We start from the raw sequence: 14439 nt of genomic DNA on the forward strand, positions 1-14439 counted from the left end.
TACGATCACACCCATGAAGTTCCGAACACTCGCCCTCACGTCCGGCCTGTCGCTCGCGCTCGTCGTGGCAGGTTGCAGTTCCGAGGATCAGTCCGAGGCGAATCAGACCCTCGACAACGCGGCAGGCTCGGCCAGTAGCGTGGCCGCCAGCCTCGGCGAGCAGGCGGGAAATCTGTTCGACGACGCGAAGGTCGAGGCGTTCGTCGTGGCCTTCCGCACACAGTTCGGCGCTCTTGCCGACAGCCGTGACGACAACGCGATCAAGGCCCTGCTGAACAGCACGTGCGCCGAGATCGCGAGCGGAACCGACGAGTCGACCGTCGTCTCCGAACTCGAAGTCGAGGCGGCGTCCGGTGACGTCCGCCCCTCGACCGAGCAGGCGCAGCGCATCTACGATCAGGCGAAGCTGGCCTGCAGCTGAGCGAACGGCTTGACAAACTTCTTTGCTGAAACTGCAATAGTCGTATGAGCAAGCCGGAACGAGAGATCGACGACGTCATCGCAGGCGTCGGCCCGCGCCTACGTCGGCTCCGCAGCGAACGGGGTACGACGCTCGCCGCTCTCGCGGAGACGACGGGAATTTCGCTGAGCACGTTGTCCAGACTCGAATCCGGCGACCGCAAGCCCAGCCTCGAACTGCTGTTGCCGATCGCTCGTGCGCACCAGATTCCGCTCGACGAGTTGATCAGCGAACCACCTGTCGAAGACCCGCGCGTCACGGGCACCCCGGTGCGCCGCGAGAACGTGACGATCCAACCGCTCACGCGTCGGCCCGGCGGCATGCAGGCCTACAAGATCGTCGTGGACCCGGACCGGCACGAACCGTCCCCGCGCGTCCACGAGGGGTACGAATGGTTGTACGTTCTCAACGGTTCGCTCCGTCTCGTGCTCGGTGAACACGACATCGTCATGAAGCCCGGCGAGGCCGCCGAGTTCGACACCCGCGTTCCGCATTGGTTCGGCGCAGCAGACGGAAGACCCGTCGAGATCCTCAGTCTGTTCGGGCCGCAGGGGGAACGGATGCACGTTCGCGCGAAACCATCCGAGTCTTAGCGCATCGGCTACTTTCTCGTCGGTGGCGTGTGGCAGAGTGAGCGCTCTCACGGACAGTGAAATAGCTCTCAGCTCGATCACGATCACTACGCATCTCGAGGAATGTTCATGACAGACAGAAGTCCCGACACAACGACGTCTCGGGGACCCGCTTCACGCACCGATGTCGATATCGCGACGGGTGTGCTCGTCGGTTTGCAGGGAGGTAGCGTCTCTGCCGCGGTCGACGATTTGTTCTCCACCGCCCGTGACAATCGGGTGAGCCTGTTCGAGCTGGCGCGCGCGGTGATCACGTTGGCAGAGGGTGGGGACCGCGGCGACACCGAGACCCGCCGAGTGGCTCTCGCACGCTGGGGCGCCCATCTTGCCCCGCGTTCAGCGTCGGAAGACAGTGTCTCCGCGTAGTTCCGGAAAACGTGCCGTCATGTTGTCGATCTGACGATACATCTCGTACAGCTCCTTCCGGAGCACACTCGCCTGCGCCTCGAGTTCCCGCGCGCGTGCCTCGGCCTTGTCGGCACGCGCGCGGAACGCCCGCGCCTGAGCGACCTCTATCGAGGTCGTGCACTTCTCGATGTGCTCGGCCAATCCAGCAGCGAATACACGCGCTTGTGCGAGATTGACGTCGTAATTGTCGTCGCGTCGATGGGGGTCGATGAGATCGTCCTTCGGTGGCACACGGATTCGTGTCTATCGGGATTTCGGTTCAATCGTGGATGACTCCGCGGAACACGATACGCGGCAACACAATGCGTGCCCGCATGACCTACGAGAACACGAGAGCCAGAACGACCGACGCCGATGTCGCCGCGATAGCGACGATGACGAGCGTCGCCAGGATTCGCTGCCTGAGAGGCCGCCCCGACGCCCCACCGGCGGACATCGGGAATGCGTCGTCGACGAAGTCGTCGGCGTCGACGCCGTACTCGTCGAAATAGATCGTGTCGCGCGGCGGCACCCAGACCTGCCCGTTGCTCGCGACGGCGGCCGACAGACGATCGAGACGCATCTTCGCCTGAGCCGGGTAGTAGTCGGACGGCGCGTTGATCGGCAGAACCTGCGCCAGCGAGATCGGCGAACGATGCCGAGCCTCCAACGCAGCGAAGGCGGCCGACGCGGTGGGGTCGTCGTCTTCTTTGGACGTCAGGAACCACGCGGCTCCTGCGCCGACGCGATCTCCCATGAGGAGGTGAGTGTAGGCGAGAAGCTCCAGAACGGGTTGCGACGCCGGGGCAGTTCTCAGCGCCGAATAGAGCCGATCGCGGGCCGACGTGTAGTCGCCTCGGGCGAGGTCGGCCTGTGCTTGATCGATGACATCCACCGAATCAGCGTAGCGATGTTCGGGGGCAAGAGAAGGCCGGGTTCCGAATCGGAATCGACAGCCGTGATGTGCGCGTGCGCGCGAAGATTGTGGTGGCCAGGGCCGGGATCGAACCGGCGACCTTCCGCTTTTCAGGCGGACGCTCGTACCAACTGAGCTACCTGGCCGGGCGGCACCGGTAAGAATGCCCACTCGTAACTCTGCACTGCATGTAACTCTGTACTACTGGTGACGCTGACTTGCATCGCAACTCAGTGCTTTCGCACTGATTTTGCGACCCTGACGGGACTCGAACCCGCGACCTCCGCCGTGACAGGGCGGCGCGCTAACCAACTGCGCCACAGGGCCTTGCTCGAATTTCTGTCGAAATTCACTGCCGCAAACCTTAGCAGAAGTTTTTTCTGCTTCGAACCGCGGCGGCCTGCAAGAGACTGCTGTACTGCTGGCCGGTTTGTCAATTCCGACCGTGTCCTACGGTACCCCCTACGGGATTCGAACCCGCGCTACCGCCTTGAAAGGGCGGCGTCCTAGGCCGCTAGACGAAGGGGGCCCGCCGGATTGCTCCGGCGCTACCCTCAACGGCGTTCCGTTGGGAGCTGGGATAGCTTAGGACACTTTTCGCGGAAAACTCAAACCGGCAGGTCAGAGGCGTTTTCAGCGCTCGAGACGGTGTTTTCGGACCAGCCGCGGGTGCGCCAGGCGTCCAACCATTGAGGGGTTGCCATCGCGAACAGGATCACCTCGAGCGATTCCTCGAACATCGCGCGTAGGTCCCGGCTGTCGGACACGAGATCGGCCATGTAGCGCTGACCGGCCAACGATGCGGACAACACGCGTACGAACTTCTCCGGCGTGAACTCGTCCGAGAGGTCACCCAACTCCTGGGCGCGACGGGCCTGCTCGAGGCCGGCGAGACCCCACACCTTCCCGCCTCCGGACTGCACCTCGCTGTAGAACTCGGGCTCGACGATGAGCCGGAATTCGGCGCGAACGATCACGTCCGACTGGAAGCTGCGGGCCAGGTCGTCGATGATTCCGTGGAGCACGTCGAACGGGTGCAGCGTCGACCCTCTCCAGCGTTCGGTGATCGCGACATACTTGTCGAGAGCGGCGCTCAGTACAGCCCTTGCCAGGTCCTCTTTCGACTGGAAGTGGAAGTACATCGCACCCTTGGTGGCGTTGGAGCCCTCCAGGATGGTGTTGACCGACGCTGCCGCATACCCACGACGCGCGAACTCCGATGCCGCAGCCTCGACGATCGCCGCCCGGGTCCTCCGTGCGCGCTCTTGTTGTGCCATTGGTTTTCCGTGCCTTCCAAACCCACGCGACCCGCTCTATCAGCGGCTTACCGCAATTTCGAGACTACTTCACTGCAGCGCGAAAAGACCGTCCTCCACCTTGGAACTCCTCGAGAAACCGAGAAACGGACAAATCCGCGGACCATTACAAACAATCCGAGTGGTATGGTCTCTTCGGCTCGAGTGCGCTGCAGGGGGTGCGCACTCGAGTCGCCGACTTCTTCAGCGCACCTCGTGACGACACCTCTCGGGAGTGTGTCATCCTCCCGAGCCGCCGGGCTTCTTCCGGCGGTCTACGACACCACCCACCCTACCCGGTTTTCATACGTAACCGTCGGATCGTTTCGTCTGCCCGATCGCGTCGACGACGGCCTCGGCACACGCGATCGCACATCGACGAGAATCGACTTTCGGGTCCCACGCGATCGAATTAGCCGATGCCGAAAACAGGCATCCGGCCCGATAGTGCTTCACGCCGAATCGACGGGATCGAAAACCCGAACATTTCACGGTCGTACGGTATCGAGAAATCGATAGTTGAACCACGAATCACATTATCCGAGAACGTGTTTCGCAGTTACTTTTCGACATATACGTCTTCATGTAACCCGTTGCGACACAGCCACTTTCGAATCATCTCGCTCGATGTTCCAGTTAATACACTGCGTCCGAATACATTCGAAAGCAACCGGTTCAGTAACGGTTCGAAATCGACACAGTCAGTTCCAACACGCCGGGCTTCGGTCGGTAATTAATGTGGTGTAGAGCACATCGGGTCGACGACGACTACGAATTCAGGTGACGGCATGATCATGGGAAGAATTGCAACTCGTTCAGCAGTAACCATTCTCGCGTGCGCACTCGTCGCAGCGACGCCGTGGACGGTCGACGCAGACCCGATAGCGGACTTCGTGTCTCCGGCGCAGGACCCGAGCCTGGCTGCAGCCACCCCGCTGGGCGAGCCGTGGTTCGACCCGCCGCCCGGATACGAAAGCTCCGCTCCAGGAACGGTTCTCGATACTCGCGACGTCACCGTCGGACCGCTGGTAACACCGACGCGATCGACTCAGATTCTGTTCCGCACCAGCGACTCCCACAACCGGCCGGTCGCTGCGGCCACCACCGTCGTCGTTCCCACTGCCCCCTGGACCGGACCTGGTACGCGTCCGGTGGTCGCGTACAACATGGCCATCGATTCACTCGGAAACACGTGCGCCCCGTCGTGGACCCTGCCGCGCGGGATTGCGCCGGAAATCGCTGCGGTGCAACTATTTCTGGCCAAGAACTATGCAGTCGTCGTCACCGACCATCAGGGACCGCGGCAGGCGTACGCCGCGGGCCGCATGGCAGGACACGCCGTCCTGGACGCGTTGCGCGCCATGGTGAATCTGCCCGGGCTGGGACTGCCACACGAATCTCCGATCGCGATCACCGGCTACTCGGGCGGCGCCATCGCGTCGGGTTGGGCCGCGCAGCTCGCTCCCGATTACGCGCCCGACGTCAACCTGGTCGGCACTGCGTTCGGCGGTGCTCCTGTCGATTACCGAATACTCCTCGGCTCCATGAACGGAAACAACGGCGCATCGACGCTGTTCCTCTCGGCCACGATGGGCGTCGCACGGGAGTACCCGGAGATGTTCCAACTCATGAACGCCAACGGCCTCAGGTTGGCGCAGATCGCCAAGGACATGTGCATTTATCTGTTGGCACCCCCCGGTCTGGTGGCACCCATTCCGGTGCAAGCTCTCTCGGACGTCCCGAACGTGCACCGCACGCCCATCGCGGAGCGGATCATCGCGGACAACCGAATGGGCGGAGACCTCGCTCCGTCGGCGCCCGTCTTCATCTACCAAGGACAGCAGGAATTCTGGGTCCCTCGACAAGGGGCCGAGACGCTCTACGACGAATGGTGCGCGAACGGCGCGAACGTCAGACTCGAGGAGTACGTCGGCGAACACCTCGTCGTCGCGATCTCCGGGTTGCCCGGCTCTCACGCCTGGATCGACGACCGCCTCGCGGGCAAGCCTGCGCCGGAAGGGTGCAGCAGCTTCGGACGATGACAGGCCGAGGGGGTGCCTCGTGAGTCCTGGAGTGTGCACCACTACACTTTCGATCCGCGCCCCTATAGCTCAGTTGGTAGAGCTACGGACTTTTAATCCGCAGGTCGTAGGTTCGAGTCCTACTGGGGGCACCGAATGCGCACGGCTCGAACTTCACCGCGGTTCTTCGGCCGAAGTTCGAGCCTTTTTCGTCGTCGGCCTGCGAAGGGCCCGTGACCGCGAGGCGAACAGCGGATGACGATTGCAACTCGATACCGCGACGAATGCGTTGCAGGCCGCGAAAGGGCAGTCACCCGTCGGGCAGACTGTCTGCGTCGACGCACAGCACATCGACAGCAAACATGCAGCCCTTTCCCGTTATGCAGTCGTACACTCGGTAACGGTTCGAGAACGGGGAACGAACCTGCAATGGGGGAAATCTCCGAAGTACCAGCCGGTAATCGTGATGCGCGACGCAGTTCGACGCGTGCACACAGCGAAGTTACGGTGCCGTAGGCTGGGTCCGGTTATCCGCAATGTCTGGAGGCAATGTAATGGCGAGGGATCTGACACAACTGGAACTGCTTCAAGAGCTGGTTCCTGTTGCGGAAGACAACGTGAACCGCCACTTGTCCATGGCCAGGGAGTGGCATCCGCACGACTACGTGCCGTGGGACGCGGGCCGTAACTTCGCGGCACTCGGCGGCGTCGATTACGACCCGGAGCAGAGCAAGCTCTCCGAGGTCGCCAAAGCTGCGATGATCACCAACCTGCTCACCGAAGACAACCTGCCGTCCTACCACCGCGAGATCGCCGAGAACTTCTCCCAGGACGGCGCCTGGGGCACCTGGGTCGGACGGTGGACCGCCGAGGAGAACCGGCACGGCATCGTCATGCGCGANGGCTGCGATGATCACCAACCTGCTCACCGAAGACAACCTGCCGTCCTACCACCGCGAGATCGCCGAGAACTTCTCCCAGGACGGCGCCTGGGGCACCTGGGTCGGACGGTGGACCGCCGAGGAGAACCGGCACGGCATCGTCATGCGCGACTACCTCGTCGTCACCCGCGGCGTCGATCCCGTCGCGCTCGAGCAAGCCCGCATGATCCACATGACCAACGGTTTCGCATCCCCCGCCGGATCGCAGACCGGACTGCTGCACTCCGTCTCGTACGTGACGTTCCAGGAACTCGCGACGCGCGTCTCGCATCGCAACACCGGCAAGGTGTGCGACGACCCGATCGCCGACCGCATGCTCCAGCGCATCGCCGCCGACGAGAACCTGCACATGATGTTCTACCGCAACATCAGCGCCGCAGCCCTCGACATCGCACCCGACCAGACACTCGACGCGGTGTGCAATATCGTCATGAACTTCCAGATGCCCGGCGCCGGAATGCCCAACTTCCGCCGCAACGGTGTCCTGATGGCCAAGCACGGCATCTACGACCTGCGTCAGCACCTCGAAGAAGTCGTCTGGCCCGTCCTGCGCAAGTGGAAGATCTTCGAGCGCGAGGACTTCACCGGCCGCGGCGAGACCCGTCGGGAAGAACTCGCCGCATTCCTCGAAGACCTGGAGAAGCAGGCCACCAAGTTCGAAGAAATGCGCGACCGTTCGCTCGCCCGCGACGCGGCGAAGGCGGCAAAGCAGGCGTCCTGACCTGCGCAGAACCCGCTCCACCTCGATCGTGCCCGGTACCGTGGTCGGTGCCGGGCACCGCTCGTTCGCTCCACACACCCAAGAAATAACGAGGCTTTTTCGATGACATTGCAGATCGGTTCACTCGAACTGCACAGCCCTGTTGTGCTGGCCCCGATGGCAGGGGTCACCAACGTGGCGTTCCGCACGCTGTGCCGTGAGCAGGAGATCGCACGCGCAGGCAGCACCTCCGGGCTCTACGTCTGCGAGATGGTCACCGCCCGCGCGCTCGTCGAGCGTCAGCCCGCGACGATGCACATGACCACCTTCGGGCCCACCGAGACACCCAGGTCGCTGCAGCTCTACACCGTGGATCCGGACACCACCTACGCGGCCGCGAAGATGATCGTCGACGAGAACATGGCCGATCACATCGACATGAACTTCGGTTGCCCCGTGCCGAAGGTCACCAAGAAGGGCGGAGGCGCCGCGCTGCCGTACAAGCGCGCCCTGTTCCGACGCATCGTCGCTGCCGCGGTCAAGGCCACCGAGGGCACGTCGGTACCCGTCACCGTGAAGTTTCGTGTCGGCATCGACGCCGAACACCACACGCATCTCGACGCGGGCCGCATCGCGGCCGAGGAAGGTGCGGCGGCCGTCGCGCTGCATGCTCGCACCGCGTCACAGCGTTACTCCGGCACCGCGGACTGGAACGAGATCGCCCGATTGAAGGAACACGTGACCGACGTCCCGGTCCTCGGCAACGGTGACATCTTCTCCGCGTCCGACGCGGTACGCATGATGAACGAGACCGGTTGCGACGGCGTCGTCGTCGGGCGCGGATGTCTCGGTCGCCCATGGCTGTTCGCGGAGCTGAGTGCACGCTTCGCCGGCCGTCCGGAGCCGACGCCTCCCACCCTCGGCGAGGTCACCACGATCATCCGCCGCCACGCCGAGCTGCTGGCCGATCACCACGGCGAGGACAAGGGCCTGCGCGAGCTCCGCAAGCACGTCGCGTGGTACCTGCGGGGCTTCCCCGCGGGTTCCGACGTACGAGTGCAGATGTCGCTGGTCAAGTCTCTCGCCGAGCTCGACGACCTGTTGGCCCTCCTCGACCCGACCGTGCCGTTCCCGAAGGACGCGGAAGGCCCGCGTGGGCGCCAGGGATCGCCCGGCGCAGTGTCACTTCCCGAGGGCTGGCTCGACGATCCCGAGGACGACCGTGTTCCCGTCGGCGCCGACCTGATGCATTCCGGAGGCTGACCTGCGTCGACGGTTCGGCGCCATGATCGAAGTGGACCGCGCCCGTCTCCTCGGTATCATGGCTGGGATCGCCTGACTCGGCGAGCACGATATTTCGCCAGGAAGGCCAGGAGAACACGTGGGTGACGATCGGGACCCGAACGCGCCCGTGCCCGAGGGCAGGGCTCCGTGGGAGCGCCCGATCTCTCGTGTTCGGCCGCAGTCTTCGGGCGCGCCCGAGGCCACACCGCCGCGTCAGGACACGTCCCCGCCGAAGCCACCGATCGCGCCGACGGCACCCGCCGCACCCCGCGTCGAACAGCCCACGAGCGACGACTCCTCGCGCGACGGCGGCCGACTGAGCCGTCTCGTCAAACGAACCCCTCGCTCGGCCGAGGGAGTATCCGTCGCCGAGTTGACGGCCAAGATGGCCGACGGTGACTCCTCCCAGGAATCGGCGGCTCAGGCCGACCGTCCCGACGTCGAGGCCCCGACGGAGAAGATCGACCCCGTTACCGACGCGACGCCCCGCCCGAAGACAGCCCAGCCGGAAGCCGTCGGAGCTCCCGCCGACGAACGGCCCGCGCTCACGCGCCTCGCGATGAGCAAGGTGCGTCGCCGCAAGCGTGCGAGGAACGTCGCGCGCGGATTCGTCTCGATCCTCGCGATTCTGTCCGTGGCCCTGACGGGCGTCGTCTGGGGCTATCTGCGCAGCACCGACCGCGGCTTCGCCCAGGTCGCGGCCCTCGATCCCGATTCCACCGACGTCGTCGACGCCGCAGGCCAGTACGGCGACGAGACGTATCTGATCGTCGGCACCGACACCCGTGCCGGCGCGAGCGGCGAGATCGGCGCCGGAACCGTCGACGACGCCGAAGGCGCGCGGTCCGACACGGTCATGCTCGTCAACATTCCTGCCGACCGCAGCCGCGTGGTCGCCGTGTCGTTCCCGCGTGACCTCGACGTCACCCGCCCTGCGTGCGAGGGCTTCGACAACGACTCGAACACGTACACCGGCGAGATGTATCCCGCAGCCGACGGCGACAAACTCAACGCCACCTATGCACTCGGTGGTCCCAAGTGCCTCGTCAAGACGATCCAGAAGATCTCGGGTCTGAAGATCGGTCACTTCGTCGGCATGGACTTCGCCGGCTTCGAATCGATGGTCGACGAGATCGGTGGCGTCGAGGTCTGCACCCCGCAGCCCCTCGTCGACGGCGAACTCGGAACCGTCCTCGCGAATCCAGGCGAGCAACGCGTCGACGGACGTACCGCACTGAACTACGTCCGCGCACGCCACGTCGATTCGGAAGGCAACGGCGACTACGGACGCATCAAGCGGCAGCAACGTTTCCTGTCGTCGCTTCTTCGTTCGGCGCTCTCCAACAAGGTATTGCTCGATCCGGGCAAGCTGAACGGCTTCGTGAACGCCTTCACCAGTGACACGTTCGTCGAGAACGTCAAGACTCAGGATCTCGTCACGCTGGGCCGATCGCTGCAGAACGTCGATGCGGGCGCCGTCACGTTCCTCACGCTCCCCACGTCGGGCACGAACGACTGGGGCAACGAGATCCCCATGGACGACGCCATCTCCGCGATCTTCAGCGCCATCATCAACGACGACCCGCTGCCCGGTGAAGAGCGTCAGACTCCGACCGAGACGTCGGCCGCTCCCCCGGAGCAGGCGGCACCCGTCCTCGCGGTGGATCCGATGACGGTGTCGATCCAGGTCTCCAACGCGTCGGAGATGCCGGGCATGGCGGCAACGGCGTCCGAGGAGCTCTCGACCTACGGCTTCCAGATCGTGGGCGTGGGCAACTTCGTCGGGACCGCTGCGCAGACCGTCGTCCGCTACTCACCCGGCCAGGAATCCGAGGCAGCGACCGTGGCGTCGGCCATTCCGGGTGCCGTCGTCGAGGAGGGCCAGGGTCTCGACAGCCTCGTGGAAGTGGTGCTCGGAGCCGACTACCCCGGCTACACCACCGCCCCCACGACGTTCGGCCAGCCGATCGACGTCACGCGGGTTCAGGGCAGCACCGGATCTGCACCGCTGCCGACGGATCTTGCGTTCACCAACGCTGCAGACGACACCTGCGCATAGCCACCTATCCATTCACACCCCGTTCACTCCGGCGTCCATGACTCGGTGCATGTGAGCTACTAAACTCCGTGGTTATGCGCGTCGCCTACAACGAACAGATGAACGAGTTGGCCGATCTCCTCGGTGAGATGGCCACTCTGGCCGGATCCGCCATGGACACGGCCACCCAGTCCCTCCTCCAAGCCGACCTGGTTCTCGCCGAGCAGGTCATTTCCGACCACGACAAGATCACCGACCTCAGCGCCCAGTGCGAGGAGAAGGCTTTCTCCCTGCTCGCCCTGCAGGCTCCGGTCGCCGGCGATCTGCGTTCGGTCGTCTCCGGCATTCAGATCGTCGCCGACATCGATCGCATGGGCGCACTGGCTCTGCACGTCGCGAAGATCACCCGCCGTCGTCACCCCAACCACACGCTGCCCGAAGAGGTCAACGGTTACTTCGCCGAGATGGGCCGCATCGCCGTCCAGCTCGGTGCGTCGGCGCGCGAGGTGCTCGAGACTCGTGACCCCGAGCGGGCCGCCAAGCTGCGCGAAGAAGACGAGGCGATGGACGACCTGCACCGCCACCTGTTCACCGTCCTCATGGACCGTGAATGGAAGCACGGTGTGGCTGCTGCCGTCGACATCACGCTGCTCGGCCGCTACTACGAGCGTTTCGCCGATCACGCCGTCGAGGTCGGACGCCGGGTCATCTTCCTTGCCACCGGGGAACTGCCCACCGAGCTGAGCGCCACCCACCTGCCCAGCGCCTGACCTTCCATGGACCGAATGTCCCATTCGGTCACCGAAGGGGCTCGACAGCCCTCGGTGACCGAATGGGGCCATCCGGTCACTTGAAGTGACCGAATGCGACATTCGCTCCGGTCGCCGCCGCCGCCCGCGCACGAGAAACCCCCGAACCCAATGGGCTCGGGGGTTTTCTCGTGTTCGAGTGCGGTCGCTCGGCGGGAGGGGAGCCTGCAGGAACGACCGGGCGGTTCTATCCGAAGCGGCCCGAGATGTAGTCCTCGGTTGCCTTCTGCGACGGGTTGGAGAAGATCTTCTCGGTGTCGTCGAGCTCGATGAGCTTGCCCGGCTTGCCGGTGGCCTCGAGGTTGAAGAACCCGGTCTGATCGCTGACGCGAGCGGCCTGCTGCATGTTGTGCGTCACGATGACGATCGTGAAGTCCTTCTTCAGCTCGCTGATCAGGTCCTCGATCGCGAGGGTCGAGATCGGGTCGAGTGCCGAGCAGGGCTCGTCCATGAGCAGAACGTCGGGCTGCACGGCGATGGCGCGTGCGATGCAGAGACGCTGCTGCTGACCACCGGACAATCCACCGCCCGGCTTGTCGAGACGATCCTTGACCTCGTTCCAGAGGTTGGCGCCCTTGAGGGACCGCTCGGCGACCTCGTCGAGCTCCTTCTTGCTCTTGCCGCCCTGCAGCTTGAGGCCTGCGACGACGTTGTCGCGGATGGACATCGTCGGGAACGGGTTCGGACGCTGGAAGACCATGCCGATGGTCCGTCGCACACCGACGGGGTCGACGCCCGCACCGTAGATGTCCTCACCGTCGAGCAGAACCGAACCTTCGACGCGTGCACCCGGGGTGACCTCGTGCATGCGGTTGAGCGAGCGGAGCACGGTCGACTTGCCGCAGCCGGACGGTCCGATGAACGCGGTGACGCCGCGAGGCGGAACTGCGAGCGTGACGTTCTGGACGGCGTGGAACTTGCCGTAGTAGATGTTGACGTCTTTGAGGTCGAGACGTTTTGCCATGGTCGGCTCCTGAAGTTTCTGTGAGGCTCGCGGTCAGACGTTCTTGGGCGAGAAGAACTTGGAGACCAGCTTCGCGCCGATGTTGAGCAGTGCAATGATCAGGATCAGCGTCAGCGCTGCTCCCCACATGCGCTCGGAAGTGAGCGCGCCGGTTCCTGCCTTCTGCAGGTCGACCATCATGAGCGGCAGCGACGTCTGCGGTCCCGAGAACAAGTTGAAGTTGATCGCCGTCGCGGATCCGACGAGGATCAGCACCGGCGCCGTCTCACCCATGACGCGGGCGAGGGCGAGCATGATGCCGGTGACGATGCCGGACAGGGCCGTCGGAACGACGATCTTGGCGATCGTCTTCCACTTCGGCACACCGAGCGCGTAGGACGCCTCACGCAGATCCTGCGGGACGATGCGCAGCATCTCCTCCGCGGATCGAACGATGACGGGAATCATCAGCAGCACGAGAGCGAAAGCCACCGCCAGGCCGGAGCGTTCGAAGCCGAACGTGGCGATCCAGAGCGCGTAGATGAACAGCGCGGCGACGATGGACGGGACACCGGTCAGGATGTCGACCATGAACGTCGTGGCGCGGGCCAGGCGGGTTCCTGCGCCGTACTCGACCAGGTAGATCGCGACGAAGATGCCGATCGGGATCGAGATCAGCGCGCAGAACAGTCCTTGCGTGAGCGTGCCGACGATGGCGTGATACGCACCGCCACCCTCGATGAACTGGGTGATACCGGCCTGCGACTTCTGCCACCAGTTCGGGTTCACGACGGCCGAGAGACCACGCGAGACCACCGTGTACAGCACCCACACCAGGGGCACGAGGGCGATCAGAACGGCCAGGCTGACCAATGCCGTCGCCGTGGCGTTCGAGAACTTGCGACGCGCACTGACACCCTTGAAGGTCGGTTCCTTGACCGGGCGATCCATGGTTGCGGTCATGGCCTAGTCCTTCTTTCCTGCGATCGCGGCGCGGGCGCCTGCGTTGACCACGAAGGTGAGCACGAACAGCACCAGGCCGGCGGCGATGTAGGCGCCTGCCTGCAGCTGGTTGTTGAACTCACCCGCGGCGAGAGCGATCTTGGTCGCGAACGTGCTACCACCGTCGAACAGGGTCCATCCGAACGTGGACTGCACACTGCGGATGATGATGTACAGCGCGATGGTCTCACCGAGTGCGCGACCGAGACCCAGCATCGAGCCGCTGACGAAGCCGGACTTGCCGAACGGGATGACGGTCGTGCGCACGACCTCCCAGCGCGTGGCGCCGAGGGCGAGTGCCGCTTCGATCTGGCCACGGGGGGTCTGCACGAACACCTCGCGGGTGACCGCGGCGATGATCGGAAGAATCATGACGGCGAGCACGATGCCGCCGGTGAAGATGGTGCCGCCGCCTGCGATCGAGACCGAGCCAGTCGCGAAGAGCGGGAACCAGCTCAGGTTCTCGTTGAGCCATTCGGCGAACGGGCTGATGGCCGGCGCCAGAACGTAGAGGCCCCACAGACCGAAGACGATCGAGGGCACCGCCGCAAGGAGGTCGATGACGTAGCCCAGCGGGCCCGCGACCCTCTTCGGTGCGTAGTGAGTCAGGTAGATGGCGATGCCCAGTGCGACGGGCATCGCGAGGATCAGCGCGAAGATCGACACCGTCGCCGTCACCAGGAACAGGTCCCGAATACCGAAGACCATCGCCGACGTGTCGGAGGTGTTCCACTGACCGTTGTAGGTGAGGAAGTTGACGGTGTTGTTCGACAACGCCGGTATGGCACGCCACAGCAGGAACACGCCGATAGCGGCGATGAGCGCGATGATGAAGACACCCGAGCCCGTGGCGAGGGTGGAGAAGATCCGGTCACCAGGGCGAACGACGGCGCCCTTGGCTTTCTTGTCCGACAATTGCTTGGGTTCTTCCGTATTCCGCGGCGCACCGCCTGCTGTGATGCTCGCCGCAGACGGACCGCCGGTGATCGATGTGGTGTCGCTCATACCGCT

General features: G+C 64.3%; 13 protein-coding genes, 4 tRNA genes and 2 pseudogenes. 10 read left to right on the forward strand and 9 right to left on the reverse strand.

Annotated elements, in window-relative coordinates; translation table 11 throughout:
• The first annotated feature begins 13 nt into the window (after nt 1–13).
• From A3K89_RS10360 to A3K89_RS10370, 3 genes are all read left to right on the forward strand, one after another.
• Entirely contained in the window at nt 14–421 is a 408-nt protein-coding gene (locus A3K89_RS10360) for a hypothetical protein (RefSeq protein WP_068426087.1), read from the forward strand.
• Between the two features lie 44 nt (nt 422–465).
• The gene (locus tag A3K89_RS10365) at nt 466–1053 is read left to right on the forward strand and encodes a helix-turn-helix domain-containing protein (protein WP_068424829.1); all 588 of its coding nucleotides are present in this window, start codon (nt 466–468) and stop codon (nt 1051–1053) included.
• 108 nt (nt 1054–1161) lie between these two features.
• A complete protein-coding gene (locus A3K89_RS10370) occupies nt 1162–1458 on the forward strand; it encodes an ANTAR domain-containing protein (RefSeq protein WP_068426093.1) in 297 nt (98 codons plus the stop codon).
• Here A3K89_RS10370 and A3K89_RS26165 read toward each other — a convergent pair.
• The 6 genes from A3K89_RS26165 to A3K89_RS10400 all read right to left on the reverse strand — a co-directional run bounded on the left by A3K89_RS26165 (nt 1429) and on the right by A3K89_RS10400 (nt 3672).
• Nucleotides 1429–1731, reverse strand: coding sequence for a hypothetical protein (locus A3K89_RS26165; protein ID WP_206030933.1), 303 nt, complete (start codon nt 1729–1731; stop codon nt 1429–1431). The two genes, A3K89_RS10370 and A3K89_RS26165, sit on opposite strands and share 30 nt — an antisense overlap.
• A gap of 88 nt (nt 1732–1819) precedes the next feature.
• Nucleotides 1820–2374 (reverse strand): DUF6584 family protein, encoded by a 555-nt coding sequence (locus A3K89_RS10380; protein ID WP_068424832.1) that lies wholly within the window; start codon nt 2372–2374, stop codon nt 1820–1822.
• Between the two features lie 90 nt (nt 2375–2464).
• Nucleotides 2465–2541, reverse strand: a tRNA-Phe gene (locus tag A3K89_RS10385).
• Between the two features lie 107 nt (nt 2542–2648).
• Nucleotides 2649–2722, reverse strand: a tRNA-Asp gene (locus tag A3K89_RS10390).
• A gap of 129 nt (nt 2723–2851) precedes the next feature.
• Nucleotides 2852–2924: transfer RNA gene (locus A3K89_RS10395), tRNA-Glu, on the reverse strand.
• Between the two features lie 79 nt (nt 2925–3003).
• The gene (locus A3K89_RS10400) at nt 3004–3672 is read right to left on the reverse strand and encodes a TetR/AcrR family transcriptional regulator (RefSeq protein ID WP_068424835.1); all 669 of its coding nucleotides are present in this window, start codon (nt 3670–3672) and stop codon (nt 3004–3006) included.
• Between the two features lie 806 nt (nt 3673–4478).
• Here A3K89_RS10400 and A3K89_RS10405 point away from each other — a divergent pair.
• The 7 genes and pseudogenes from A3K89_RS10405 (at nt 4479) to phoU (ending at nt 11444) form a co-directional block, all read left to right on the forward strand.
• Complete coding sequence (locus tag A3K89_RS10405; RefSeq protein WP_068424838.1) at nt 4479–5732, forward strand: lipase family protein; 1254 nt, start codon at nt 4479–4481, stop codon at nt 5730–5732.
• Nucleotides 5733–5790: 58 nt separating this feature from the next.
• Nucleotides 5791–5863: transfer RNA gene (locus A3K89_RS10410), tRNA-Lys, on the forward strand.
• 402 nt (nt 5864–6265) lie between these two features.
• Nucleotides 6266–6598: pseudogene (locus tag A3K89_RS26835) on the forward strand (acyl-ACP desaturase); the annotation flags it as partial.
• 10 nt (nt 6599–6608) lie between these two features.
• A pseudogene (locus A3K89_RS10420) lies at nt 6609–7373 on the forward strand (acyl-ACP desaturase); the annotation flags it as partial.
• A 102-nt stretch (nt 7374–7475) separates the two neighbouring features.
• The gene (gene dusB, locus A3K89_RS10425; protein ID WP_068424846.1) at nt 7476–8615 is read left to right on the forward strand and encodes a tRNA dihydrouridine synthase DusB; all 1140 of its coding nucleotides are present in this window, start codon (nt 7476–7478) and stop codon (nt 8613–8615) included.
• Nucleotides 8616–8733: 118 nt separating this feature from the next.
• Nucleotides 8734–10695 (forward strand): LCP family protein, encoded by a 1962-nt coding sequence (locus A3K89_RS10430; RefSeq protein ID WP_068424849.1) that lies wholly within the window; start codon nt 8734–8736, stop codon nt 10693–10695.
• 74 nt (nt 10696–10769) lie between these two features.
• Nucleotides 10770–11444 carry a phosphate signaling complex protein PhoU gene (gene phoU, locus A3K89_RS10435; protein ID WP_068424852.1) on the forward strand — a complete coding sequence of 225 codons (675 nt, stop codon included), beginning with the start codon at nt 10770–10772 and terminating at the stop codon, nt 11442–11444.
• A 226-nt stretch (nt 11445–11670) separates the two neighbouring features.
• On the opposite strand, the gene pstB is transcribed toward phoU, so the two are convergent.
• The 3 genes from pstB to pstC are packed head-to-tail and all read right to left on the reverse strand — an operon-like array spanning nt 11671 to nt 14433.
• Complete coding sequence (gene pstB / locus A3K89_RS10440) at nt 11671–12447, reverse strand: phosphate ABC transporter ATP-binding protein PstB (RefSeq protein WP_068424855.1); 777 nt, start codon at nt 12445–12447, stop codon at nt 11671–11673.
• A gap of 33 nt (nt 12448–12480) precedes the next feature.
• Nucleotides 12481–13389, reverse strand: coding sequence for a phosphate ABC transporter permease PstA (gene pstA, locus A3K89_RS10445; protein WP_068424860.1), 909 nt, complete (start codon nt 13387–13389; stop codon nt 12481–12483).
• 3 nt (nt 13390–13392) lie between these two features.
• Nucleotides 13393–14433: a phosphate ABC transporter permease subunit PstC gene (gene pstC / locus A3K89_RS10450; protein ID WP_068424862.1), complete on the reverse strand. Its 1041-nt coding sequence runs from the start codon at nt 14431–14433 to the stop codon at nt 13393–13395.
• Nucleotides 14434–14439: the final 6 nt, after the last annotated feature.

It is taken from the genome of Rhodococcoides kyotonense (assembly GCF_001645385.1).
In the GTDB taxonomy this organism is placed as follows: domain Bacteria; phylum Actinomycetota; class Actinomycetes; order Mycobacteriales; family Mycobacteriaceae; genus Rhodococcoides; species Rhodococcoides kyotonensis_B.

Bases quoted from the DNA above. Each gene is read 5' to 3' on its own strand.
- A3K89_RS10360 (WP_068426087.1), top strand. From the start codon at position 14: ATGAAGTTCCGAACACTCGCCCTCACGTCCGGCCTGTCGCTCGCGCTC.
- A3K89_RS10365 (WP_068424829.1), top strand. From the start codon at position 466: ATGAGCAAGCCGGAACGAGAGATCGACGACGTCATCGCAGGCGTCGGC.
- A3K89_RS10370 (WP_068426093.1), top strand. From the start codon at position 1,162: ATGACAGACAGAAGTCCCGACACAACGACGTCTCGGGGACCCGCTTCA.
- A3K89_RS10400 (WP_068424835.1), bottom strand. From the start codon at position 3,672: ATGGCACAACAAGAGCGCGCACGGAGGACCCGGGCGGCGATCGTCGAG.
- A3K89_RS10405 (WP_068424838.1), top strand. From the start codon at position 4,479: ATGATCATGGGAAGAATTGCAACTCGTTCAGCAGTAACCATTCTCGCG.
- dusB (WP_068424846.1), top strand. From the start codon at position 7,476: ATGACATTGCAGATCGGTTCACTCGAACTGCACAGCCCTGTTGTGCTG.
- phoU (WP_068424852.1), top strand. From the start codon at position 10,770: ATGCGCGTCGCCTACAACGAACAGATGAACGAGTTGGCCGATCTCCTC.
- pstB (WP_068424855.1), bottom strand. From the start codon at position 12,447: ATGGCAAAACGTCTCGACCTCAAAGACGTCAACATCTACTACGGCAAG.
- pstA (WP_068424860.1), bottom strand. From the start codon at position 13,389: ATGACCGCAACCATGGATCGCCCGGTCAAGGAACCGACCTTCAAGGGT.
- pstC (WP_068424862.1), bottom strand. From the start codon at position 14,433: ATGAGCGACACCACATCGATCACCGGCGGTCCGTCTGCGGCGAGCATC.